General features: G+C 67.0%; 21 protein-coding genes. 9 read left to right on the forward strand and 12 right to left on the reverse strand.

The annotated features are described in order from the left end of the window. Positions 1-26 precede the first annotated feature (26 nt). A complete protein-coding gene (locus ACZ6DT_RS26855) occupies positions 27-1,136 on the reverse strand; it encodes an adenosine deaminase (RefSeq protein ID WP_465600113.1) in 1,110 nt (369 codons plus the stop codon). Between the two features lie 210 nt (positions 1,137-1,346). On the opposite strand from ACZ6DT_RS26855, the gene ACZ6DT_RS26860 reads away from it, so the two are divergent. After that, positions 1,347-2,435 carry a PA containing protein gene (locus ACZ6DT_RS26860; RefSeq protein WP_465600115.1) on the forward strand — a complete coding sequence of 363 codons (1,089 nt, stop codon included), beginning with the start codon at positions 1,347-1,349 and terminating at the stop codon, positions 2,433-2,435. A 140-nt stretch (positions 2,436-2,575) separates the two neighbouring features. On the opposite strand, the gene ACZ6DT_RS26865 is transcribed toward ACZ6DT_RS26860, so the two are convergent. The 6 genes from ACZ6DT_RS26865 to ACZ6DT_RS26890 all read right to left on the reverse strand — a co-directional run bounded on the left by ACZ6DT_RS26865 (position 2,576) and on the right by ACZ6DT_RS26890 (position 9,466). Beyond that, positions 2,576-3,856, reverse strand: coding sequence for a thymidine phosphorylase (locus ACZ6DT_RS26865; protein ID WP_465600117.1), 1,281 nt, complete (start codon positions 3,854-3,856; stop codon positions 2,576-2,578). Further along, entirely contained in the window at positions 3,853-4,242 is a 390-nt protein-coding gene (locus ACZ6DT_RS26870; RefSeq protein WP_465600119.1) for a cytidine deaminase, read from the reverse strand. Before ACZ6DT_RS26870 ends, ACZ6DT_RS26865 begins: the two co-directional genes overlap by 4 nt. 1 nt (position 4,243) lies before the next feature. After that, complete coding sequence (locus ACZ6DT_RS26875) at positions 4,244-5,473, reverse strand: ABC transporter permease (protein WP_465600563.1); 1,230 nt, start codon at positions 5,471-5,473, stop codon at positions 4,244-4,246. Positions 5,474-5,511: 38 nt separating this feature from the next. Further along, a complete protein-coding gene (locus tag ACZ6DT_RS26880) occupies positions 5,512-6,600 on the reverse strand; it encodes an ABC transporter permease (protein WP_465600121.1) in 1,089 nt (362 codons plus the stop codon). A gap of 64 nt (positions 6,601-6,664) precedes the next feature. Beyond that, positions 6,665-8,248, reverse strand: coding sequence for an ABC transporter ATP-binding protein (locus tag ACZ6DT_RS26885; RefSeq protein ID WP_465600123.1), 1,584 nt, complete (start codon positions 8,246-8,248; stop codon positions 6,665-6,667). Between the two features lie 81 nt (positions 8,249-8,329). Then, positions 8,330-9,466 (reverse strand): BMP family lipoprotein, encoded by a 1,137-nt coding sequence (locus ACZ6DT_RS26890; RefSeq protein WP_465600125.1) that lies wholly within the window; start codon positions 9,464-9,466, stop codon positions 8,330-8,332. Between the two features lie 543 nt (positions 9,467-10,009). Here ACZ6DT_RS26890 and sdhC point away from each other — a divergent pair. The 5 genes from sdhC to ACZ6DT_RS26915 all read left to right on the forward strand — a co-directional run bounded on the left by sdhC (position 10,010) and on the right by ACZ6DT_RS26915 (position 14,582). After that, positions 10,010-10,459: a succinate dehydrogenase, cytochrome b556 subunit gene (gene sdhC, locus ACZ6DT_RS26895; protein ID WP_465600127.1), complete on the forward strand. Its 450-nt coding sequence runs from the start codon at positions 10,010-10,012 to the stop codon at positions 10,457-10,459. A 2-nt stretch (positions 10,460-10,461) separates the two neighbouring features. Then, complete coding sequence (locus ACZ6DT_RS26900; RefSeq protein WP_125796445.1) at positions 10,462-10,881, forward strand: succinate dehydrogenase hydrophobic membrane anchor subunit; 420 nt, start codon at positions 10,462-10,464, stop codon at positions 10,879-10,881. A 43-nt stretch (positions 10,882-10,924) separates the two neighbouring features. Beyond that, entirely contained in the window at positions 10,925-12,679 is a 1,755-nt protein-coding gene (gene sdhA / locus ACZ6DT_RS26905) for a succinate dehydrogenase flavoprotein subunit (RefSeq protein WP_465600129.1), read from the forward strand. Further along, positions 12,679-13,449, forward strand: coding sequence for a succinate dehydrogenase iron-sulfur subunit (locus ACZ6DT_RS26910; RefSeq protein WP_007032047.1), 771 nt, complete (start codon positions 12,679-12,681; stop codon positions 13,447-13,449). The genes sdhA and ACZ6DT_RS26910 overlap by 1 nt, the downstream gene beginning before the upstream one ends. 263 nt (positions 13,450-13,712) lie before the next feature. Then, positions 13,713-14,582 carry a hypothetical protein gene (locus tag ACZ6DT_RS26915; protein WP_465600132.1) on the forward strand — a complete coding sequence of 290 codons (870 nt, stop codon included), beginning with the start codon at positions 13,713-13,715 and terminating at the stop codon, positions 14,580-14,582. Between the two features lie 79 nt (positions 14,583-14,661). On the opposite strand, the gene ACZ6DT_RS26920 is transcribed toward ACZ6DT_RS26915, so the two are convergent. Next, positions 14,662-15,879, reverse strand: a complete 1,218-nt coding sequence (locus tag ACZ6DT_RS26920) for a M14 family zinc carboxypeptidase (protein ID WP_465600134.1) — start codon at positions 15,877-15,879, stop codon at positions 14,662-14,664. Positions 15,880-16,016: 137 nt separating this feature from the next. Between ACZ6DT_RS26920 and ACZ6DT_RS26925 the strand changes: the two genes are divergently transcribed. Both ACZ6DT_RS26925 and ACZ6DT_RS26930 read left to right on the forward strand, forming a co-directional pair. Beyond that, positions 16,017-16,406: a hypothetical protein gene (locus tag ACZ6DT_RS26925; RefSeq protein ID WP_465600136.1), complete on the forward strand. Its 390-nt coding sequence runs from the start codon at positions 16,017-16,019 to the stop codon at positions 16,404-16,406. Continuing rightward, positions 16,334-16,933: a hypothetical protein gene (locus ACZ6DT_RS26930; RefSeq protein WP_465600138.1), complete on the forward strand. Its 600-nt coding sequence runs from the start codon at positions 16,334-16,336 to the stop codon at positions 16,931-16,933. Before ACZ6DT_RS26925 ends, ACZ6DT_RS26930 begins: the two co-directional genes overlap by 73 nt. 50 nt (positions 16,934-16,983) lie before the next feature. Here the strand turns inward: ACZ6DT_RS26930 and ACZ6DT_RS26935 are convergent, their stop codons facing one another. Together ACZ6DT_RS26935 and ACZ6DT_RS26940 are read right to left on the reverse strand one after the other, a co-directional pair. Continuing rightward, the gene (locus ACZ6DT_RS26935) at positions 16,984-18,399 is read right to left on the reverse strand and encodes a S8 family peptidase (RefSeq protein ID WP_465600140.1); all 1,416 of its coding nucleotides are present in this window, start codon (positions 18,397-18,399) and stop codon (positions 16,984-16,986) included. 78 nt (positions 18,400-18,477) lie between these two features. After that, entirely contained in the window at positions 18,478-18,732 is a 255-nt protein-coding gene (locus tag ACZ6DT_RS26940; protein WP_465600142.1) for an SCO4848 family membrane protein, read from the reverse strand. 43 nt (positions 18,733-18,775) lie between these two features. Here ACZ6DT_RS26940 and ACZ6DT_RS26945 point away from each other — a divergent pair, with 43 nt between their 5' ends. After that, positions 18,776-20,014, forward strand: a complete 1,239-nt coding sequence (locus ACZ6DT_RS26945; protein ID WP_465600144.1) for a D-alanyl-D-alanine carboxypeptidase family protein — start codon at positions 18,776-18,778, stop codon at positions 20,012-20,014. An 85-nt stretch (positions 20,015-20,099) separates the two neighbouring features. Here the strand turns inward: ACZ6DT_RS26945 and ACZ6DT_RS26950 are convergent, their stop codons facing one another. Both ACZ6DT_RS26950 and trpS read right to left on the reverse strand, forming a co-directional pair. Further along, entirely contained in the window at positions 20,100-21,122 is a 1,023-nt protein-coding gene (locus ACZ6DT_RS26950) for a YhjD/YihY/BrkB family envelope integrity protein (protein ID WP_465600146.1), read from the reverse strand. Between the two features lie 41 nt (positions 21,123-21,163). Then, a complete protein-coding gene (gene trpS / locus ACZ6DT_RS26955) occupies positions 21,164-22,183 on the reverse strand; it encodes a tryptophan--tRNA ligase (protein WP_465600148.1) in 1,020 nt (339 codons plus the stop codon). Positions 22,184-22,347 lie beyond the last annotated feature (164 nt).

Here is a 22,347-nt window from a genome sequence, read left to right on the forward strand (position 1 = left end):
ACTCCTACATAGTGAACGGTAGTTGTCTATGCTAACGAACGCAAGGCGGCATACCCGGGCTTGATGACCGTGTTGATGAGGTCGAGACGCCGATCGAAATCGAGGAACGCGGATTTCATCGCATTGATGGTGAACCACTCGAGATCGGGGAGCCCGAAGCCGAACGCCTCGGCCAGTGCCGCGAATTCGCTGGTCATCGAGCAGCCGCTCATCAGCCGGTTGTCGGTGTTGACGGTGACGCGGAACCGCAGCCGGGCGAGCAGGCCGATCGGATGCTCGCCGATCGAGCGCGCCGCTCCCGTCTGGACATTGGACGTGGGGCAGATCTCCAGCGGGATCCGGCGGTCGCGGACGTAGGCGGCCAACCGTCCCAAATGGACCGTGCCGTCGCTGTCGGTCTTGATGTCCTCGACGATGCGCACCCCGTGGCCGAGCCGCTCCGCGCCGCAATGCTGAATCGCCTCCCAAATGGACGGCAGCCCGAACGCCTCCCCCGCATGAATGGTGAAATGCGCATTATTCGTCCGCAGAAACTCGAATGCGTCGAGATTTCTGGTAGGCGGAAATCCGTCTTCCGGTCCGGCGATGTCGAACCCGACGACACCGGCGTCGCGGTAGCGGACGGCGAGACCGGCGATCTCGAGGGCCCTGGCCTGCTGGCGCATCGCGCAGAGCAACGTCCCGACACGGATCCGGCCGCCGCCGTCCGCCACTCTCCGTTCACCTTCGGCGAATCCGGCCTGAACGGCCTCGACCACCGCATCGAGTGACAGTCCGCGTTCGACGAAGAGCTCGGGGGCGTACCGCACCTCTGCGTAGACGACACCGTCTGCCGCGAGGTCTTCCACCGCCTCGGCGGCTACTCTGACCAGCGCTTCCTCGGTCTGCATGACCCCGCAGGTATGCGCGAACGTCTCAAGGTACGAGACGAGGGAGCCGGAATCGGCGGCGTCGCGGAACCATCGGCCGAGTTCGACGGGATCGGTGGCAGGCAAGGCCGTGTACCCGGTCCGCTCAGCGAGTTCGGCGACCGTGGCGGGACGCAATCCGCCGTCCAGGTGGTCGTGGAGGAGAACCTTCGGAGCGCGGGCCAGTACCGCCTCCGGGATGCGGGAACCGCTGCTTTCAGAGGACATACGTAACGGTAACCAGGCTGTCATTCCCCTACATGGTGGTAACTCGTACGCTCTGGTTAACCCTCGGCTTTGTCGATCACGGGCTGAATCGGCCATCAGGGGCAGAGCTCGACATTGTCCGATCCCCGGGGGCCATACGCAGAGCAATTTCGCAATGGATAAGCTTCACGTCACGTCCCTCCCATTTCCCCGCCCACGAAGGACACCGCAGTGACCACTGACAACCACATTGCAGCCCCGTCCTTCGACCGGATGCGCAACATGCTGGTGCGCGCGGCCGAAGTGCGTGAGAGCGAACAGCAGCAGATCTTCGACGCGCTCGACGACATCTACGCACGTCTGGCCCCGGTCGACTCGCTCGGCGCGGTGCGCAAGCGGCTCTCGGAGATGCCCGACCGCACCGAGACGAGCGTGCTCGCCGAACGGCTCGACGAGACCATGTCGCGGCTCGAAGCACAGGACACCGCGATCGCCGCGCTGACCCGCGCCGTCGAAAGCATCGTCGACAAGCTGGCCAAGCCGTTCGCTCAGCTCGACGGCCGCCTCGACGGCATGGCCGCGCGCCTCGAAGGCGTCGGGGGCCGGATGGACGGGCTCGAGGACAAGCTCCAGAACATCCACCGCCGTCTCGACGAACTCGGCGCGCACCTCGACAAGCAGGACGTGAAGACCGACGCGCTGCCGCAGTCGGTGATCGGCCCGATGCGCGAGCGCGTGGAGCAGGCCGAGTCGACCCTGCGCGACCGCGTCGACACCGTCGACCGCGAACTGCGCACCCGCGTCGAGAACCTCGACAAGGCCACCAAGGAAAGCCTCACCGCGAACACCGAGGCGATCAAGACCGCGCTGACCGAGACCGGCGAGATGATCGACGCTTCGGACCGTCTCGACGGCCTCGGCGACCGTCTGGAGAAGGTCACCTCGCGCCTCGACGACCTGGCCGAGCGCCTCGACAAGGTCGAAGACGGCTTCACCGGCCGCCTCGGCGACCTCGACGGCTCGATCCGCTCCGGTCTGTCGAAGGTCGAGAGCACGCTGCAGAAGCAGCCGGACACCGACTCGGTCGACACGCTGGTGCGCAAGAGCAACGACGAGTCCGTGCGCCGCATCGGCGGCCAGCTGGACGAGGCCATGGCGACCTTCGCGGAGCTGATGCTCGGCGGTGGCCCGGCCGTGCAGCAGATCTCCTCGCCGCCGCCCGCCCCGCGTCAGCCGCGTCGCAGCTCGCGCAACGGCCGGGCGCCCAAGGCGGCCGACGCCAAGGCCAAGGCCGACGGCGTCGACGAGACCACCGACTGATCCGCTTGTAGCGCGTACGGCCGGCGTCGATGTCCCCCGCGTTTCGTCCTCTGATTGCGGTAGTTGCGCGTGCAACTACCGCAATCAGAGGACGAATTGCGTGAGTCCACCGCGGAGCGCGTTTAGCCCGCTAAACGCGCTCAGGGCCGCACGGTCTCCAGGACGAGCGGAGCGGAGGCCGGGGCCTCCGACGAGACGGCGTAGGCGTCAGCGAGCGCAGCGAGAGCCGAAGGAACCGCCTCCGGAGTGTCGGTGTGCAGCTCCAGCAACGGTTGCCCGGCCGAAACCTCGTCGCCCGGCTTCGCCAGGCACAGCACGCCGGCCGCGGCCTGCACCGGATCCTCCTTGCGCGCCCGCCCGACCCCGAGCCGCCAAGCGGCGACCCCGACCGCATAAGCGTCCAGCGACGACAAGACGCCGTCCGCAGGCGCCTCGACGACATGGACGTGTTCAGGTCGCGGCAGCGCCGCCTCCGGGTCCCCGCCCTGCGCGGCGATCATCCGGCACCAAGTCTCGTAGGCCCGGCCCGAAGCGAGCACCGCGGCCGGGTCCACATCGGACAATCCCGCCAGCGCCAGCATCTCCCGCGCGAGCGCCACGGTCAGCTCGACGACGTCGGCCGGGCCGCCGCCGCGCAGCACTTCGACCGACTCCGCGACCTCGATCGCGTTGCCGACGGCGTATCCCAAAGGCACGTTCATGTCCGTGATCAGCGCAGTCGTCGCGACGCCGTGCGTAGTCCCGATCTCCACCAGGGTCCGCGCGAGTTCACGGGCTTGCGGAAGCGTCTTCATGAACGCGCCCGAACCGGTCTTCACATCGAGGACGAGCCCGGCCGAACCCTCCGCGATCTTCTTGCTCATGATCGAGCTCGCGATCAGCGGGATCGATTCCACCGTCGAAGTCACGTCCCGCAGCGCGTACAGCTTCTTGTCGGCGGGAGCCAGCCCGGAGGTGGCCGCGCAGACCACCGCGCCGACCTCGTCGAGCTGCCGGATGATCTCCGATGTCGACAAAGCGGCACGCCAGCCGGGGATCGACTCCAGTTTGTCGAGTGTCCCGCCGGTGTGCCCGAGCCCGCGTCCGGACAGCTGCGGCACGGCCGCCCCGCAGGCCGCGACGAGCGGCGCCAGCGGAAGCGTGATCTTGTCGCCGACGCCACCGGTCGAATGCTTGTCGATGGTCGGACGACCGACCCGCAGATCCAGCCGTTCCCCCGACGAGATCATCGCGCCGGTCCAGCGCGCGATCTCGCCGGAATCCATGCCCCGCAGGAAAATGGCCATCGCGAGCGCGGCCATCTGCTCCTCGGCGATGTCGCCGCGGGTGTACGCGTCGATCGTCCAGTCGATCTGCTCGTCGGACAGCCGTCCGCCGTCCCGCTTCACGCGGATGACGTCGACGGCGGCGAACGCGCTCACGGCAGGTCGTCCGGCCCGAACGCGTCCGGCAGCACCGCGGACATCGGCAGGATGCCGCTCGGGGTGTCCACCAGGCAGCCGGCACCGCCGTGCTCGAACAGGATCTGACGGCAGCGTCCGCACGGCATCAGCAGGTCACCGGCGCCGCTGCGGCAGGCGACGGCGACGAGTTTGCCGCCGCCGGTCAGCCGCAGCTGTCCCGCCATCGTGCATTCCGCGCACATGCCCAAGCCGTACGAAGCGTTTTCGACGTTGCAGCCGACGACGATCCGGCCGTCGTCCACCACACCCGCGACACCGACGTGCAGACCCGAGTACGGCGCGTACGCCGACTTCGCCGCCTCGATGGCTTGAGCCCGCAGGGCTTCCCAGTCGTACTCCGCCATGTCAGTCCTCACCTCGCCGGTACAGCGCGCCGTCCGCCTTGGGCGGCCGTAGCCGCTGCGAAGCCACCGCCAGCACGATCAGCGTCACGAAGTGCGCGGTGTAGGGGATGAGGTCGCTGGGCAGGTCGTCGTTGGTCCAGTAGATCGCGTACAGCAGACCGGCGCCGACGACACCGAGCGCGGAGGCGATCCACTGACGGCGGAACAACTGCACCGCCACGAGCACGGCCAGCAGGATCACCGCGCCGTACAGCAGCGCGAGCACCGCGGTGCCGCCACCGGCGAGCTGGAGACCGTCCGCGTAACCGAACAGCGCCGCGCCGCCGAGCAGGCCGCCCGGCCGCCAGTTGCCGAAGATCATCGCCGCGAGGCCGATGTACCCGCGGTTGTTGGTCTGGTTCTCCAGGTAGTCCGCCCCGCCCGCGAGCAGCACGAGCGACGCGCCACCCATTCCGGCGAGCCCGCCGGAAATGATCATGGCGACGTACTTGTGCAGGTAGACGTTCACGCCGAGGGACTCGGCCGCGACCGGGTTCTCCCCGCAGGAGCGCAGCCGCAGGCCGAACCGCGTCCGCCACAGCACGAGGTAGCTGATCGGGACCAGCGCGATCGCGATCATCGTCAGCGGCGCGACCTCGGTGACCAGGCCGTTGAGGATTCCGGCGAGGTCGGAGACGAAGACGCGCTGCATCTTCTCCAGATCCGAAAGCCAGTCCGAGAGGAACGTCGCCGAATAGGTGTCGAACTTCGGGACCGGCGGCGACTGGCGCGGGTTCCCCGAAAGCGGGGTGAACACCAGGTTCGCCAGGTACTTCGCGACCCCGAGACCGAGCAGGTTGATCGCCACACCGGAGACGATGTGGTTGACGTTGAAGGTCACCGTCGCGACGGCGTGCAGCAGCCCGCCGAGCGCGCCGAACACCACTGCCGCCAGCAATCCGGCCCAGACGCCGCCGTAGAACGCGCCCCAGGCAGCCCCCCAGGTGCCGAGGATCATCATGCCTTCGAGGCCGATGTTGATCACGCCCGCGCGTTCGGCCCAGAGCCCGCCGAGCGCGCAGAGCAGGATCGGCAGCGCCAGCCTCAGCGCGGTGTGCGCGGTGTTGGTCGAGGTCAGCGTGTTGACGCCGGTGGCGTACGACGCGATCGCGAGCACGCCGACCGCCAGCAGCCCCCAGATGGCGCCCTTGAGCCAGCCGGGGATGCGGCGCTTCGACGGCTTCACCGGCATGGTGGTCCCGCCCGTGTTGGGCGAAAGAACGTCCGTGCTCACACCGCACCTCCCTCGGAAACGCTGGAACCCTTACCCGCCAGCGCGCGACCGACGCGACGCTGTTCGGCGGCCAGGTCCGCGCGGCGCACGATCTCGTACGCGATGACGACCGACAGCACGATCACGCCCTGCATGATCGTGGCGATCTCTTTGGACACGTTGATCTGCTCGAGCGACACCGCGGACCGGTCGAGGAACGCCCACAGCAGGGCGCCCAGCGCGATCCCGGCCGGATGGTTGCGGCCGAGCAGCGCGACCGCGATACCGGTGAAGCCGTACATCTGGGTGGAGGTGATGCCGTAGCTGAAGTCGCGGCCGAGGAGTTCCGGCATCGCGACCAGGCCGGCGACGCCACCGGAAAGCAGCATCGCGATCAGCGTCATCTTCTTGGCGTTCACCCCACCGGCGGCGGCGGCCGTCGTAGATTCACCGGAGGCCTTGAGCTCGAACCCGAACCGGGTCCGGTTGAGCATGAACCAGTAGGCCGCGCCGATCAGCGCCGCGATGAAGACGAAGCCGAACAGCTCACCGGAAAGGATCGGGATCCCCGGGATCCGGCCGGTGACGTCGATTTCGCGGGTGGCGATGTTGTTGCCGGTCTGCACGCCGAACTGATCCGCGTTGACCAGAAACGCCACGATGCCGCCGACGATCGCGTTCAGCATGATCGTCGAGATGACCTCGGAAACGCCCCGGGTCACCTTCAGCACGGCCGGGATGGCCGCGTACAGCATGCCGCTGGCCACCGCGACGACGAGGATCGCCAGCACGTGGATCACCGGCGGCAGCCGCAGTGCCCCGCCGATGATGGCGGTGACGATGGCGGCGAACCGGTACTGACCCTCGACACCGATGTTGAAGAGGTTCATCTGGAAGCCGATGGCCACCGCGAGCCCGGACAGGTAGTAGACCGTCGCGAGGTTCACCGTGTCGATGGCCGTCGAGCCCTTGAAGAGCTGGCCGATCATCGTGCCGTAGGCCTGGATCGGGTCGGCGCCCGAGATGATCAGCGCGATGGCCGTCAGGATGACGGCGAAAACGATCGCGAGCAGAGGCGGCAGCAGCCTCGTACGCCAGGAACTCACGCCGTGCCTCCCGCGATAGTGCGCGCGCATCGATCACCTTGGGAGCCGCGCGGCCAGAACCCCTTCACGCTGTGCCTCCATTTTCTTCAGAGTCTTCGGAGGCACCCGTCATCGCGGAGCCCAGTTCCTGCGGGGTCACGGTCGCGGGGTCGGCCTCGCCGACCAGTCGTCCGCGCAGCATGACCCGAATGGTGTCGGAAAGCCCGATCAGCTCGTCGAGGTCGGCCGAAACCAGCAGCACGGCCAGCCCGGCCGCGCGCGCCCGGCGGATCCGCTCCCAGATCAACGCCTGCGCGCCGACGTCGACACCGCGCGTCGGATGCGACGCGATCAGCAGCACCGGATTGCCGGAAAGTTCACGTCCGACGATCAGCTTCTGCTGGTTACCACCGGAAAGCGCGGCGGCCGGGACGTCGATGCCCGGCGTGCGGACGTCGTACTGCGCGACGATGCGGCGAGTGTCCTCACGCGCGCCGGCGATGTCGAGCAACTGTCCTTTCGCGACCGGCTCGCGGGTCTGGTAGCCGAGGATCCGGTTGACCCACAAGGGTTGCGTGAGCAGGAGGCTGTGCCGCGTGCGGTCTTCGGCGATGTATCCGATCCCGGCCTCGCGGCGGGCGAGCGTCCCCAGTTTGTGCAGTTCGACGACTTTGCCTTCGGCCTCGGTCAGTTCGATCCGGCCGCCGCCCTTGCGCATGCCCATGATCGTCTCGACGAGTTCGGTCTGGCCGTTGCCCTCGACGCCGGCGATCCCGAGCACCTCACCCGCGTGCACGGTGAAGGAGATGTGGTCGAGCACGTTCCGCTCGGAACCCTCGACACTCAAGCAGACGTCGTCCAGGCGGAGGACGGGCCGATCGGTCACGGTGGACTCACGGGTCTCGGGGCTGGGCAGCTCCGAGCCGACCATCATCTCGGCCAGCTGGCGTGAGGTGATCGTCTTCGGGTCGGCCGTGCCGACGGTGGTGCCGCGGCGGATCACGGTGACCGTGTCGGCGATCGCGCGCACCTCGTCGAGCTTGTGCGAGATGAAGAGGAACGTGAAGCCGTCCTTCTTCATGGCGCGGACGGTCTCGAACAGCGCCTCGACCTCTTGCGGCACGAGCACCGCGGTGGGCTCGTCGAGGATGATGATCCGGGCGCCGCGGTAGAGCACCTTCACGATCTCCACGCGCTGGCGGTCGGCGACGCCGAGTTCTTCGAGCAGCGCGTCCGGCCGGGCGTGCAGGCCGACCCGCTCGGCGAGCTCCGCCAGTTTCGCCCTGGCCGCGCGGCCGATGCCGTGCAGGTTCTCCGCGCCGAGGAAGACGTTCTCCCCCACGGTCAGGTTGTCGGCCAGCATGAAGTGCTGGTGGACCATCCCGATCCCGGCCTTGATGGCGTCCTGCGGGTTGCGCAGTTTCACCGGTTCGCCGTTGATCGCGATGCCGCCCTCGTCCGGCTGCTGCATGCCGTACAGGATCTTCATCAGGGTCGACTTGCCCGCGCCGTTCTCGCCGCAGACGGCGTGTACCTCGCCCTTGGCGACGGTGAGGTTGACGTCGGAGTTGGCGACGACGCCGGGGAACCGTTTCGTGATCCCGGTCAGCTGCACGGCCGGTTCACCCCGGTCGGGGGCGTCGGTGACCTCGGCCTGGGGAGCGCTCATGAAAAAGCCATCCAGTTCTGGGGGTTAAACAGGTGAGGGCTCGGAAGGGTCGTCCTTCCGAGCCCTGCTGCCTGGTGAAGCTTACTTCTGCGGCTTGTCCGAGACGGTGATCGCCCCGGAGACGATCTGCGCCTTGTAGCCCTCGAGGACGTCCTTGATGTCGTCGATCTTGCCACCGGAGGTGGCGTAGCCGATGCCGTCGACCTTGAGGTCGAACCGCTTCGGCAGCGACGTCAGGTCGCCCTTCGCCAGCGCGCGCAGGTAGTCGAACACCGCCACGTCGACGCGCTTGAGCATCGAGGTGATGATGACGTCCTTCGACGCCTCGACCGTCTTCTGGTTGTACTGGTCGGAGTCGACGCCGATGGCGAACGCGTTGTTGGACTTCGCGGCTTCGAAAACGCCCTTACCGGAGGCGCCGGCCGCGTGGTAGATCACGTCCGCGCCCTTGGCGATCTGGGCGGCGGCCTTCACGTTGCCCTTCGCCGGGTCCTGGAACCCGGAGAAGTCACCGGCCGGGGTGAGGTACTCGTCCTCGATGACGGCCTTGGCAGAAGCGGCCTTCACACCCTGGAGGAAGCCGGCCTCGAACTTCTGGATCAGCGGCGTGTTCACGCCACCGACGAAGCCGACGTGGCACTTCTTCGACTTGTAGGCGGCGGCGACGCCGGCCAGGAACGAGCCCTGCTCCTCGGCGAAGACGAGCGAGGTGACGTTCGGGGCCTTGACGGAGTCGTCGTCGACGATCGCGAACTGGGTGTTCGGGTACTTCGGCGCCATGGCGCCGACGGCCTTGGCGTAGGCGAAGCCGACCGCGATGATCGGGCTGAACCCCTGCGAGGCGAGCTGGTCGAGGCGCTGCGACTTGGCGGCCTCGTCCTCGGTCGCGGCGGCGGTGCTTTCGGTGACCGTGGTGACGCCGAGTTCGGCCTTGGCCTTGTCGGTACCGGCGGCGGCGGAGTCGTTGAACGACGCGTCGCCACGACCGCCGACGTCGAAGGCCAGGGCGACCTTGAGCTTGCTGCCGTCGACCTTCTCACCGGCCTGGCTGGTGCTGGTCGAGGCGGCCGCCGCGGCAGGCGGCTTCGGCGCCGTCACGCAGCCGGCGGACTGGTCCCCGGAGCCCGCGTTGGTGTTGTTCCCCGCACCTGAATCCTTCGCGCATCCGGCCAGTACCAGAGCACCGGCCATGGCGGCGGCCAGCGCGGTTCCACGCATGCGACGCAACGTGTGTCTCCCTCCCCGCTGATCCAGCGGATGGTCCGAAGAAACGACCCGGCGATACTGCCGGGTTCGACCGAGAGACGGTACCTAACGGCCGCTTAGCCGCCATAGGAAAGGCACGCTACGTAACACAAACGTTTACTCATGAGTCGTACGCGCGACGAACGAAACACACACGGTGATCACGGCCGAGTAATCGCAGGCAGCAACCGGCCTCCTGGCCGAAAGAAGGATCCAAAATCGTCACGCACCGTTCAGGGGCGCTTCGCCGCGACCCCTCCCGTCCACAGTGGACGAATCGGTGAGTCATCGGCCCGCGTCACCCGATCGTGCGGGCCCCCGATGTCTGGTCCATCACACAGAGGAACCCGGAGGTGAGCCCACCGTGAGGTGCGGGTCTAGCATCCTTTTCATCCACGCTCGATGACCATGATCTCGGCACCGTCGCCGGAGCCGTCCCCAGGTGGACGTCCCGGCGGCAGGCGCGGAAACCAGCGGTCAGCGGGCTCAAGCCATGACGTTGGAGGCCGTTCACCGATGTCCACCACGGCTACGCCTAGCACCGCCGCCGAGGCGGGTGCGAGCGCCTCCGCGGGCGCCTCGCGCCGGAAGGGGACTTTCTACCGGGGAGACCCCGGTATGTGGTCCTGGGTGCTGCACCGCATCACCGGCGTGCTGACATTCTTCTTCCTCTTCGTGCACGTGCTCGACACCGCGCTCGTGCGTGTGTCACCCGACTCGTACAACGAGGTCATCGAGACCTACAAGACCCCGCTGGTCAACCTCCTCGAGGTCGGCCTCGTCGGCGCGGTGCTGTTCCACGCGCTCAACGGCATCCGGGTCATGCTGGTCGACTTCTGGGAGAAGGGACCGAAGTTCCAGAAGCCGATGCTCTGGACCATCCTGGCCATCTGGGTCGTGGTGATGATTCCCGGTGCCTTCTTCATGATGAAGCGCACCGTCGAAGTTATGTTCGGGGGGCACTGACCATGGCATCCGAAGTTCTCGCACTCGACAAGCCGCGCTCGCCGAAGCGCCCCGCTGCCCGCCGCAGCAACTTCGAGCTCTACAGCTGGCTGTTCATGCGCATCTCGGGCCTGGCACTGGTCGTGCTGGTGCTCGGCCACCTGTTCATCATGAACATCCTCGACGGCGGCGTGCACCGCATCAACTGGGGCTTCGTCGCCGGCCGCTGGGCCTCGCCGTTCTGGCAGTTCTGGGACCTGTCGATGCTGTGGCTCGCCGAGATCCACGGCGGCAACGGGCTGCGCACGATCATCGACGACTACGCCCGCAAGGACAGCACCCGGTTCTGGCTGAAGATCGTGCTCTACGTCTCGATGGTGCTGATCCTCGCCGTCGGCACCATGGTGATCTTCACCTTCGATCCCGGTATCTCGGCCAACTGACGCCCCACCACAGTGCTCGATTCCTGATAAGCGGAGCATCCCTATGCAGTTCCACAAGTACGACGTGGTGATCGTCGGCGCCGGTGGCGCCGGCATGCGCGCGGCCATCGAATCCGGCCAGCGTGCCCGCACCGCGGTCCTCACCAAGCTCTACCCGACGCGTTCGCACACCGGCGCCGCCCAGGGCGGCATGTGCGCCGCGCTGGCGAACGTCGAGGAGGACAACTGGGAGTGGCACACCTTCGACACGATCAAGGGTGGCGACTACCTGGTCGACCAGGACGCCGCCGAGATCATGGCGAAGGAAGCCATCGACGCGGTCCTCGACCTCGAGAAGATGGGCCTGCCGTTCAACCGGACGCCCGAAGGCAAGATCGACCAGCGCCGCTTCGGCGGGCACACCCGTGACCACGGCAAGGCCGCGGTGCGCCGCGCCTGCTACGCCGCGGACCGCACCGGGCACATGATCCTGCAGACGCTGTACCAGAACTGCGTCAAGCACGGCACCGAGTTCTTCAACGAGTTCTACGTGCTCGACCTGGTCCTGACCCCGGACGAGGACGGCAACCCGGCCGCTTCCGGCGTCGTCGCCTACGAGCTGGCGACCGGCGAGCTGCACGTCTTCCAGGCGAAGTCGATCGTGTTCGCCACCGGCGGCGCGGGCAAGATCTTCAAGACGACGTCGAACGCGCACACCCTCACCGGTGACGGCCTCGGCATCATCTTCCGCAAGGGCCTGCCGCTGGAGGACATGGAGTTCTTCCAGTTCCACCCGACAGGTCTCGCCGGGCTCGGCATCCTCATCTCCGAGGCCGTGCGCGGTGAGGGCGGCATCCTCCGCAACGCCGACGGCGAGCGGTTCATGGAGCGCTACGCCCCCACCATCAAGGACCTCGCGCCGCGTGACATCGTCGCCCGGTCGATGGTGCAGGAAGTGCTGCAGGGCCGCGGCTGCGGGCCGAACAAGGACTACGTCGTCCTCGACGTCACGCACATCCCGGAAGAGACGCTGAACGCGAAACTCCCGGACATCATGGAATTCTCGCGGACGTACCTGGGCGTCGACCCGGTCACCGAACCGGTGCCGGTATTCCCGACCTGCCACTACGTGATGGGCGGCATCCCGACCAACATCCACGGCGAGGCGTTGCGGGACAACGAGAACGTCATCCCCGGCCTGTACGCCGCCGGCGAGGTGGCGTGCGTGTCCGTGCACGGCTCGAACCGGCTGGGCACCAACTCGCTGCTGGACATCAACGTCTTCGGCCGTCGTGCCGGCATCGCCGCCGCCGAGTACGCGCTGGCGCACGAGCACATCGAGCTGCCGGAGAACCCGACTCACGTGGTCGAAGAGCAGCTGTCGCTCCTGCTGTCGGAGCACGGTGACGAGCGCGTCGCCGATATCCGCACCGAACTGCAACGGACGATGGACTCGCACGCCTCGGTGTACCGCACGGAGGACACGCTGAAGCAGGCGCTGACCGACGTGCAGGCGCTGAAGGAGCGGTACAGCCGGATCACCGTGTCGGACAAGGGCAAGCGGTACAACACCGACGTCCTCGAGGCCGTCGAGCTGGGCTTCCTGCTCGAACTCGCCGAAGTCCTGGTCGTCGGTGCCCTGGCGCGCAAGGAGTCCCGCGGCGGCCACGCTCGCGAGGACTACCCGAACCGCGACGACACGAACTTCATGCGGCACACCATGGCTTACAAGCAGGGTTCCGAACTGACCGCCGACATCCGACTGGACTACAAGCCGGTGACCTTCACCCGCTACGAACCGATGGAGCGGAAGTACTGATGACCACGGCCACCCCCGAGAAGTCGGAGGCCGTGTCCTCCGACCACACGCCGATCACCGTCACGCTGAAGATCCTCCGGTTCAACCCCGAAGTCGACACCGAGCCGCACTGGGAGTCCTACGACGTCCCGGCGCAGCGCACCGACCGGCTGCTGAACCTGCTCTTCTACGTGAAGGACTACATCGACGGGACGTTCTCGTTCCGTCGCTCGTGCGCGCACGGCGTCTGCGGTTCCGACGCGATGCAGATCAACGGCATCAACCGCCTGGCGTGCAAGGTCCTGATGAAGGACCTGCTGGAGACCGGTGGCAAGAAGACCACCATCACCATCGCGCCGATCAAGGGTCTGACCACGCTCAAGGACCTTTACGTCGACATGGACCCGTTCTTCGAGGCGTACAAGGCCGTGAAGCCGTACCTCATCGCCTACGGGAACGAGCCCACGCGCGAGCGGATCCAGTCGCAGGCCGACCGCGACCGGTTCGACGACACGACCAAGTGCATCCTGTGCGCCTGCTGCACGTCCTCGTGCCCGGTGTACTGGAACGACGGCTCGTACTTCGGCCCGGCCGCGATCGTCAACGCGCACCGGTTCATCTTCGACTCGCGTGACGAAGGCGCCGAAGAGCGGCTTGACATCCTGAACGACTCCGAGGGTGTCTGGCGCTGCCGGACGACCTTCAACTGCACCGACGCCTGCCCGCGCGGCATTCAGGTGACGAAGGCCATTCAGGAGGTTAAGCGCGCTCTGCTGTTCAAGCGCGTCTGACGCTTTTGGGCTCGTCTCTAGTACATGAAGGCCCCCTTCCTTGCGCTAGGCGCAAGGAAGGGGGCCTTCATGTACTAGGAACTGAGTTATCCACAATGGGGCAGTTATCCACAGGTCGGCAAATCAGCTCTGGCGGGACTGTCTGCTCAAGGCTCACGCTGAGCTTCATGACCAAGAAGGGGAGATGGGCTCAGCATCCCGAACTGCTGCACGAACGGAGTCGCAACGGTGTCGTCCGGGCGTCCGATCTGGAGGGCCTGGAGATGAGCAGCCGGACGATCTACACTCGCTGCCTGCCCGGCGGCCCTTGGCAACGCTTGCTGCCGGGCATCATCCTGTTGCACAACAACGAACCCACGAGCGAACAGCTCGTGACCGCGGGGCTCCTGCACGGCGGGGCGGACGCGGTTCTCACCGGAATCGAAGCCTGTCGGCGGCACGGCTTGCGCCCAACCGCGATGCCACCGGACACGGGTCTGCACCTGCTGATCCCGCATGATCGGAAGATCCGCAGCACCGGCTTCGTGACGATGGAACGGACGATCCGCTTGCCGTCGCCGATCATCCGGAACGAAGTTCCCTTGGCGCCGCTGCTCCGGGCCACGACGGATACGGCGCGGCGGCTCGGGAACGCCGAGCAGGTCGAGGCGATCTTGATCGAAGCGGTCCAGAAAGGCGGTTGCCATCCAAAGGCTCTGCTTCGCGAACTCGATCACGGCTCACTTCGAGGTACCGCTGTACCGCGGCGCCTGCTCACGAACTGGGTAGATCTCCGGTCCATGGCGGAATCGCGCGCCAGGATCCTCAGCCAGCGCATGCCGACACCACCGAGCCACTGGAACGCGGCGATCCATGACCGGAAAGGGCGCTACATCGGACGTCCCGACGCGTTGTGGAAGGATATCGGTCTCGTTTGGGAGATCGACTCCTTCGAGTTTCATTTCCGCAAGTCGGACTATGCGCGAACCATTGAGCGCAATACGCGGTATGCGGCGGCGGGCCTCGTCGTCGTGCAAACTCTGCCCTCCCGGCTGCGAGACGACCCCGACGGCGTCCTCGCTTCTCTCACTGCCGCGCACGACGTAGCCGCGGCCAGACCCGGACCGGACATCCACCTGGCGGCGGCAGCCTGAACCGGAGTACATGATGGCCCCCTTCCTGTACCCAGGCAAGGAAGGGGGCCATCATGTACCCCAGAGGCAGGCGGGCGAGCTACTCAAGAATGCGCGCGTCCAGTGAGTGGCTGTCGGCGGTTCCGGGCAGTAGGTCGAAAGCCTCCGGGTCGATGTAGTCGACAGCGCCCGTGCTCACGTCCCGCAGCATGTTGTACAGCCCGGCCATCACCGCGCGCGTGAAGTGCTCCCGGTGCTGCTGTCCCAGCGTCTGCGTCTGCCCGCGCACCTCGAACAGCACCGTCCCCGTCCCGTTCAGCGCGAACGAAGACCGCGCCTGCCCCGGCAGATCCCGATCGGCACCGTGCGGGTACCGCGCCCCGACGAACCCGCGCGACGTCATCCCGTTGAACGCGCTGATCGCCAGCTGCCGCGATTCGTCCTTTGTGTACACATCGCGGTACTTCGCGTACTTCTGACCGGGCTCGAAGAACTTGTCGGGCAGCGGCGGGTAGTCGATGCCGACGTCGAGGAGCCGGTTGCTGCCTTCCTGCCGGACGCAGGCGCCTTGATGGTGCAGATCGACGTAGACGTCAGGGACCTTTCCGCGCTGAGCAGTCAACCCGGCGTACACCGAACGCAGTGCCCGCGCCTCGGGCGTGATGAACCAGCCCGGCTGATCCGGCGCGCCCGGGAAGTCTTCCGCGCGCGGGACGTAGTTCAAGTCCGGGTTGAAGTCGCGGTTGACGTCGAATCCCGGACGTTTCCGGTAGTCGTCGCCCTGGAGGACGCCGCTGAGGTAGTTCCACGCGGGCGGCCGGTCCTTGAGTTGCGGGAACTTCCGCTGCACTTCCGCCCACGACAGGTCGTTGCCGCGCCGGTCGAGTTCGGCGCCGTCCGGGTTCAGTTTCGGAACCGCGACGAAGGTGATGGTCTTCCGCAGCCGCTCGGCGTCCCGCGAGTCCGACGTGCCGAGGTAGTCGAGGATGCGCAACAGAGCGTCGGTGCCGGTCTTCTCGTTCCCGTGGATCTCACTGGAGACCACGAGGACCTTCGGACCGGTCCCGACGGTCGCCTGGTGGATCACCCGCCCGCGGTTGGACCGTCCGACCTCCTTGACCGCCACCCGCCCCTTGCTCACCCGCTCGAGCCTGCCGAGTTCGCGGACCATCTCGCGATAGTCGGTGAACTCGTTGATGGGCAGCTCCCGAGGCTCCTCGCTGCAAGGTGCCACCGGAGCCGCCGCCGCGGGCGTGCTGACGAGCGGGAGCATCGCCAGCCCCACCACCACGGGAACCACCCGACCGAACACCGACATCGTGAACTCCCCACTGTCGAAGGTGTTCACAACCTAACGAGCAGAACGCGATCGCGGATCCGACGAAAGTGCCGATCCCCCAATGCCTGACAGAGCTAGCCTGGAGGGTCATCGGCTGACCGATCCAAGGGGATCCCATGGAAACGACAACCGAACTGCGCAAGACCCTGTCCCACCGGCTCCTGCCGCTGCTCTCAGACCTCGAAGATCTCGTCTACCGCCACGGCTACCTCCGAGTCGTCGCAGGCACGGTCGCGGCCTTGAGCACGATCGGGATACTCGGCCAGGTCCTCGGGCTCGCCTGGTTGCGTACGACCTTCGCGACAGCGGCCGCCGTTCTCTTCGTGGTCGTCGCGCTGATTTCGTTCTCCGCCACCCGAAATCTACGCGATCGCTTGACCAGAACCGAGCGGCTTCTTCATTCCTACCTGCCGGACTTACCAAAACCACGCCGGTGGGCATTCGCCGCTGGAAGCAGGAAACAAGGATCGACGAAAGCGGCGACACCTGGATTCGCCGAGAGGTGACGATGGCCAAGTCGGCCGGTCATCACCTCCGGTACCTCACCTTCACCTCGGTTTGCTACGGCACCACCAAGTACACCAAGCGCGAGAAGCGAAGCGTGACGTATGACTTCGTCCACGCCACCGCTTCGACTCCGGAGTCAGGAATACGCGTTCCCACGACTTCGAGCTGGTCGGAGACGGAGCGAGGTGAACCGAAGCTGACGGTTTACGTCCATCTCGGCCGCACCGTCGAGGAAGGGGACGTGGTCACCGCAGAATGGCATTGGCCGAAATACTCGGCCGACCTCATGAAGGGGCGCCGACCCGAGGCTTTCGACACCTCGTTCACCACTACGGTCGCCGAGTTCGATTTCAAGGTGACTTTCCGCAACTTCAGAGACGATGCGGCACTGAAGGTGAAGTCTCTGCCCCCGACAGAGGTAGAACGCTCACGTGAAGGCAGGGACACCGTCCTGAGGCTGAAGGGAACCGCACCACAGATCGGCCAACGCTTCGGATTCGTCGCTGACGTACGAAGGACTGAATGAAACCGGGGCCCGCCCGCGAAACGCGGACGGGCCCCGGCGATCGAAAAGATCTACTTCACCGCGTCCAAAGCGTTGACGCGGCCGTGCCCGTAGTACGAGTTGTTCTTCGCCGGGCCTTCACAGACCGGCGCCGCGGTGCCGCACTCGACCGCGTCGGCCTGGTGCTCCAGCAGCCAGGTCAGCAGCCGCGGCGGAGCGTGGCGGTAGCGGGACGCCAGCAGCGCGGCGACGCCGGCGGCGTGCGGGGACGCCATCGAGGTACCGCACTTGGTGCCGTAGGCGCCGTTGAAGATGGTCGACAGCGGGCAACCGGCGCCCTGGCCGGCGGGCGGCAGCTGGGCGCGGTCACCGCCGGGGGCGGTCACCTCGACCTGACCGGCGCCGAAGTTGCTATAGGACGACTTCGTGCCCGCGTAGCCGATGGCCGAGACGGTCACGACGCCTTCGATCGCCTTCGGCAGGATGCCGCAGCTCGAGTCGACGGGGTGCGGGCGGTTCGGGTCGGTGGTCTGCTTCGTGACGTCGAAACCGCTGTTGCCGGCGGCGGCGACGTTCAGCACGCCACGGCCGGTCGAGTGGACCACCGCGCGGCGGACGGCCTCGTACGCGGCCGCGTCGCCCGGCTCCTTCGAGCAGTAGAACATGCCAGGGTCGATGTAGTAGCTGTTGTTCGTCACCGGGAAGCGGTGCTTCGCCGCCCACATGAACCCGCACACCGCGGCCTCGGGGAGGATCAGGCCGTCGTCGTTCACGACCTTCACCGACGCCAGCTTGACGCCGGGCGCGACGCCCGTGAAGCCGCGCGCGGTGTCCTTGCCCGCGATCGTGCCGGCGACGTGCGTGCCGTGGTCGGAGTTCGTGGGCGCCCAGGCGGCGGGGGTGGTGTCGGGCGCGCCCGAGTTGCAGCCGGCGGACACCTTCGGGTCCAGTGCCGTCTTCAGCGCGGGGTGGGTGGGCTCGATGCCCGAGTCCAGCACGCCGACGGTCACCGAGCGGCTGCCACCGGAGACCTTGTTCGCCTCGGGAGCCTGGATCGCCCGCATGTCCCACTGCTGGGCCGACAGGTCCTCGTCGACGGCGACGCTGGTGGTCTCTTCGCTCTCCTTGGTGTCGACCACGGCGGAGCGGGTCGACCTGGCCGGGGCCGCCGGCGGGAACGCGATGTCACGGCCGCCCGAGTAGGCGCGGAAGACGCCGATCTTCGCCTGGAAGTCGGCGTTGCGGGAGGTCGCGACCGCGACCCCGATCTCCGGGTAGTACGCGACCTTCTCTCCGCACTTGGCGCGCAGTTCGGCGTCGACCTTGCGCTCCGGGGTGCGCGGGTCGTAGAGCACCACGTAGTTGAACGGCGCGCTAGCGGTGTCGCACTGGGGTGCGGGCGCGGCGCTCGCCGACGGGGCCGCGAACACACTTCCCGCCGCCGCCGCGACGAGCGCGGGGACGAGCAGTCGTCTGATCCGGGACATTCCACCTCCATGATTCGGTGGAGTGAACGTATGGGAGGCGGCGCCCGGCCACCACCGTCAAAAGGACGACAAACCTGATCAGGCGTCAGCCTTTTCCGCATTCTGTGACTTGGCGCCACGAAGCGTGCGCAGACCGATCAGGCCGATGATGGTGCCGAGCACGAACGAGACGACCGTCAGCACCGCGTGCACGATGAAGTAAGCGGTGGGTGAGCCGTCGGCGGCCCAGGCGCGGTCGCTGTCCCAGAGGTTCTTGGCGAAAGTGATCCAGATGATCCACGACCACACGCCGAAACCCAGCAGGAACATCGAAGTACCTCGCGAAATGCGCATGCCCCTGAGTATGCAGCGAGCCCGGCGACGCTACATTGCTCGGGTGCACAGCGCTATCTCCCGGTCGCTCATGGTCCTCGTTTCCGGTGTGCTCGCCCTCGCGGTGACGCCGGTGGCCACAGCCGCTCCGAAGCCACCAGCCCAGGCGCAGCCGTGCGCGAACAAGACGACGCCTCCCGCGCCGGTCGACACCTCCGAGAAACCGCGCCCCGGGGAGACGGCGCCGGCGCCGTTGCCGGTCCCGCCGGTCCCGGTGGGGGGCGACCGGATGGCCGAATGCGGGCTCGTGCTGCCGAAGCGCGCGCTGAACCCGCCCGAGGGAAGCACCGCCGCGTCCTGGGTGCTGCAGGATCTCGAAACCGGCGACATCATCGCCGCGAAGGATCCGCACGCCCGTCAGCGGCCCGCCTCGCTGATCAAGATCCTGCTCGGGCTGGTGGTGGTCACCGAACTGCCGCCGAACAAGGTCGTCGTGCCGACCAAGGAGAACGCCGAGCAGGAGTGCACCTGCATGGGCATCGCCGCGGGCGGTCAGTACACAGTGGACCAGCTGCTGCACGGCCTGCTGATGCACTCGGGGAACGACGCGGCGCACGCGCTCTCCACCGTGCTCGGCGGTGTGGACGCGGCCCTCGCGAAGATGAACGCGCTGGCCACCAGCATCGGCGCCACGGACACCCGGGCCGCGACACCGTCCGGGCTCGACGGTCCCGGCATGTCGACCTCCGCCTACGACATGAGCCTGATCTTCCACCACGCGATGAAGAACCCCGAATTCGCCAAGGTGGTCAAGACCAGGAGCTTCGAAATCCCGCCCACCGCGGGAAAACCGGTCGTCACGATCTACAACGACAACAAACTCCTCGGCAACTATCCCGGTTTCACCGGCGGAAAGACCGGCTTCACCGATGACGCGCGCCACACCTACGCCGGCAGCGCGGTCCAGAACGGGCACCGGGTCGGGGTGGTGATGCTTCGCGCTGAGCAGCGCCCGACGCGGGTCACCGAACAGGCCGCGAAGCTCCTCGATTACGGTATCGCGCTGCGCGAGGCCAACGCCGAACCGGTGGGGCGCATCGAATACCGGCCGCCGGACCCGGTGGTAGCGGCTCCGGCCAATGCCGCGCCGAACGCCGAGGGCGCGCCGAACAGTGGCGCCGCGGCCGCGGCCGAAGACCCGTTCGGGGTGACGGGCTGGATCATCACGCTGGTCGTCTTCCTGGTCATCGTGGCGTCGTTCGTCGTCGGTCACCAGCGCAAGAAGGCCATGGCGGGCGAGTAGCCGAGATCGGCGGGCAGCGGCCGCCCCGGCCGTGACAGCCCGTCGCACAGGAGGCTTCTCGGAACCCCGGTCAGTAGCCGGAGCTTCAGGACTTTCGGCGGCCGAGCCAGCCCAAAAACGCGCCGGTCGCGAAAGCCCCGCTGACGGCACCGAGCCCCGGCCCCTGCTGAACGGTCACCCGCGGGTGGATCAGAACCGGGGCCGGCGGCTCGATGACCGTCTTCGAGTTTTCCTTCGCCGTCGCCGTCCACGCGGTGACGAAGAGCAGGAATCGCGAGACGAGGTTCGCGAACACGAGCAGGCCGATCACCGGGCCGAACAACGTGAACGCCGGTGATTTCGTGACACTGCCGAGGTAAAGGGTCGCGGCCTGCTGGAGCACGATGAACCCGACCGCGGCGAAGATCGCGCCCTTGACCGCGCTGCGCAACGCGACATGCTCACGAGGCAGCCTCGCGATGACCCACAGGAAGACCAGGGTGTTCGCGAGCAGGCCGAGCACGATCGTCGCGACCTTCAGCAGGAACACGGCCCAGCCCTGGTTCTCGAGACCGACCAGTTCGAGCAGGTACCGCCCGACGCCGCTGCCCGCCGCGGTGAGACCGAACGAGACCACCAGCGCGAGGCCGAGCCCGACGAGGGACAGCAGATCCTTGATGGTCGTCGAAACCAGCGGGAGCTTCTGCTTTTCCTGGCCCCATTGGGCGGTCAGCGCGTCACGCAGGTTCGACATCCAGCCGACGCCGGAGTACAGCGCGAGCAGCAGACCGAACACCCCGATACCGCCGCCGGAGTCCAGCGCCGCCTTGATGATGCTGCCGACCAGATCGCTGAGCCCCTCCGGGACCGACTTCTTGATGCCGTCGACGAGCTGGTTCGTCACCACCTGATCGCCCGCGAGCACGATCTTGAGGATCGCGAAGGCGACCATCAAGATCGGGATCACCGAAAGCACACTGAAGTAGGTGATCGCGGCGGCGTAGTGGTTGCCGTAGCGCTCGGTGAACGCGTCGTTCGCCCGGATGAGGTGATCGAGCCAGCCGTACTTCCGCCTCAAACGCGGTAACAGCTTATCCTCTTCCGGCTTCGCGCCGTCATCATTCGCCACCGTCGAACGCTAACCACACGGCGACGACATCGCAGCGCGAATCAGCCTGCCGGGGGAAGGAACCCGATGTTGTCGTAGACGTTCCGCAAAGTCACCGAAGCGACTTCCCTGGCCCGTTGCGCGCCGAGAGCCAGCGCCTTGTCGAGCTCGGTGACGTCGTCCAAGTAGGACTGGACGCGCTCCTGCACCGGCGTGACCCATTCGACGAACGCCTCCGCGACGCCCTTCTTCAGGTCGCCGTAGCCCTTGCCCTCGTACGAGTTCTGGAGTTCGGCGACCGGCTGGTCGGTCAGCGCGGAGAGGATGGTCAGCAGGTTCGAGACGCCCGGCTTGTTCTCGGTGTCGAAGACGATCTCGCGGCCCGTGTCGGTGACCGCCGAGCGCACCTTCTTCGCCGACTTCTTCGGGTCTTCGAGCAACTCGATGAGGCCGTTGCCGGTCGACGAGGACTTGCTCATCTTCGCGGTCGGCTCCTGCAGGTCGTAGATCTTCGCCGTGTCCTTGACGATATGCGGCTCCGGCACGGTGAAAGTCTTGCCGTAGCGATTGTTGAACCGCTGCGCGAGGTTGCGCGTCAGCTCCAGGTGCTGCCGCTGGTCCTCGCCGACGGGGACCTCGTTCGCCTGGTACAGCAGGATGTCCGCGGCCTGCAGGACCGGGTAGGTGAACAGGCCGACGCTGGCGCGATCCGTGCCCTGCTTCGCGGCCTTGTCCTTGAACTGCGTCATCCGGCTCGCTTCGCCGAACCCGGTCTGGCACTCCAGCACCCACCCCAGCTGGGCGTGCTCGGGTACCTGGCTCTGGACGAACAGCGCGCTGCGAGCCGGGTCGACGCCGAGCGCGAGCAGCTGCGCGGCCGAGCGGCGTGTGCGGTCGAGCAGCACCTTTGGGTCCTGTTCGACGGTGATCGCGTGCAGATCGACGACCATGTAGAAGGTGTCGTGGGTGTCCTGCAGCCGCACCCATTGCCGCAGCGCACCCAGGTAGTTGCCAAGGTGGAACGAGTCGGCGGTCGGCTGGATCCCGGAGAGCACCCGCGGGCGCTTCAGTTCGTCGGACACGCCCGGATTCTCTCAGGCCCCCGCTCGGCGGGTCACCCGGCCTCACCCCCGGCCGAACGTTCTAAACGGTTAACCGCCACATACTTCCGACGGTTCTGAGCGCGGTGTCCGATTCCTAGCGTTCATGGCACCGGATCTTCCGGCCACACCGAAGGAGAACCCAG

The organism is Amycolatopsis sp. NPDC041971 (genome assembly GCF_055588925.1).

Bases quoted from the DNA above. Each gene is read 5' to 3' on its own strand.
- ACZ6DT_RS26855 (WP_465600113.1), bottom strand. From the start codon at position 1,136: ATGTCCTCTGAAAGCAGCGGTTCCCGCATCCCGGAGGCGGTACTGGCC.
- ACZ6DT_RS26870 (WP_465600119.1), bottom strand. From the start codon at position 4,242: ATGGCGGAGTACGACTGGGAAGCCCTGCGGGCTCAAGCCATCGAGGCG.
- ACZ6DT_RS26875 (WP_465600563.1), bottom strand. From the start codon at position 5,473: ATGCCGGTGAAGCCGTCGAAGCGCCGCATCCCCGGCTGGCTCAAGGGC.
- ACZ6DT_RS26885 (WP_465600123.1), bottom strand. From the start codon at position 8,248: ATGAGCGCTCCCCAGGCCGAGGTCACCGACGCCCCCGACCGGGGTGAA.
- ACZ6DT_RS26890 (WP_465600125.1), bottom strand. From the start codon at position 9,466: ATGCGTGGAACCGCGCTGGCCGCCGCCATGGCCGGTGCTCTGGTACTG.
- sdhC (WP_465600127.1), top strand. From the start codon at position 10,010: ATGTCCACCACGGCTACGCCTAGCACCGCCGCCGAGGCGGGTGCGAGC.
- ACZ6DT_RS26900 (WP_125796445.1), top strand. From the start codon at position 10,462: ATGGCATCCGAAGTTCTCGCACTCGACAAGCCGCGCTCGCCGAAGCGC.
- sdhA (WP_465600129.1), top strand. From the start codon at position 10,925: ATGCAGTTCCACAAGTACGACGTGGTGATCGTCGGCGCCGGTGGCGCC.
- ACZ6DT_RS26910 (WP_007032047.1), top strand. From the start codon at position 12,679: ATGACCACGGCCACCCCCGAGAAGTCGGAGGCCGTGTCCTCCGACCAC.
- ACZ6DT_RS26915 (WP_465600132.1), top strand. From the start codon at position 13,713: ATGAGCAGCCGGACGATCTACACTCGCTGCCTGCCCGGCGGCCCTTGG.
- ACZ6DT_RS26920 (WP_465600134.1), bottom strand. From the start codon at position 15,879: ATGTCGGTGTTCGGTCGGGTGGTTCCCGTGGTGGTGGGGCTGGCGATG.
- ACZ6DT_RS26925 (WP_465600136.1), top strand. From the start codon at position 16,017: ATGGAAACGACAACCGAACTGCGCAAGACCCTGTCCCACCGGCTCCTG.
- ACZ6DT_RS26935 (WP_465600140.1), bottom strand. From the start codon at position 18,399: ATGTCCCGGATCAGACGACTGCTCGTCCCCGCGCTCGTCGCGGCGGCG.
- ACZ6DT_RS26940 (WP_465600142.1), bottom strand. From the start codon at position 18,732: ATGCGCATTTCGCGAGGTACTTCGATGTTCCTGCTGGGTTTCGGCGTG.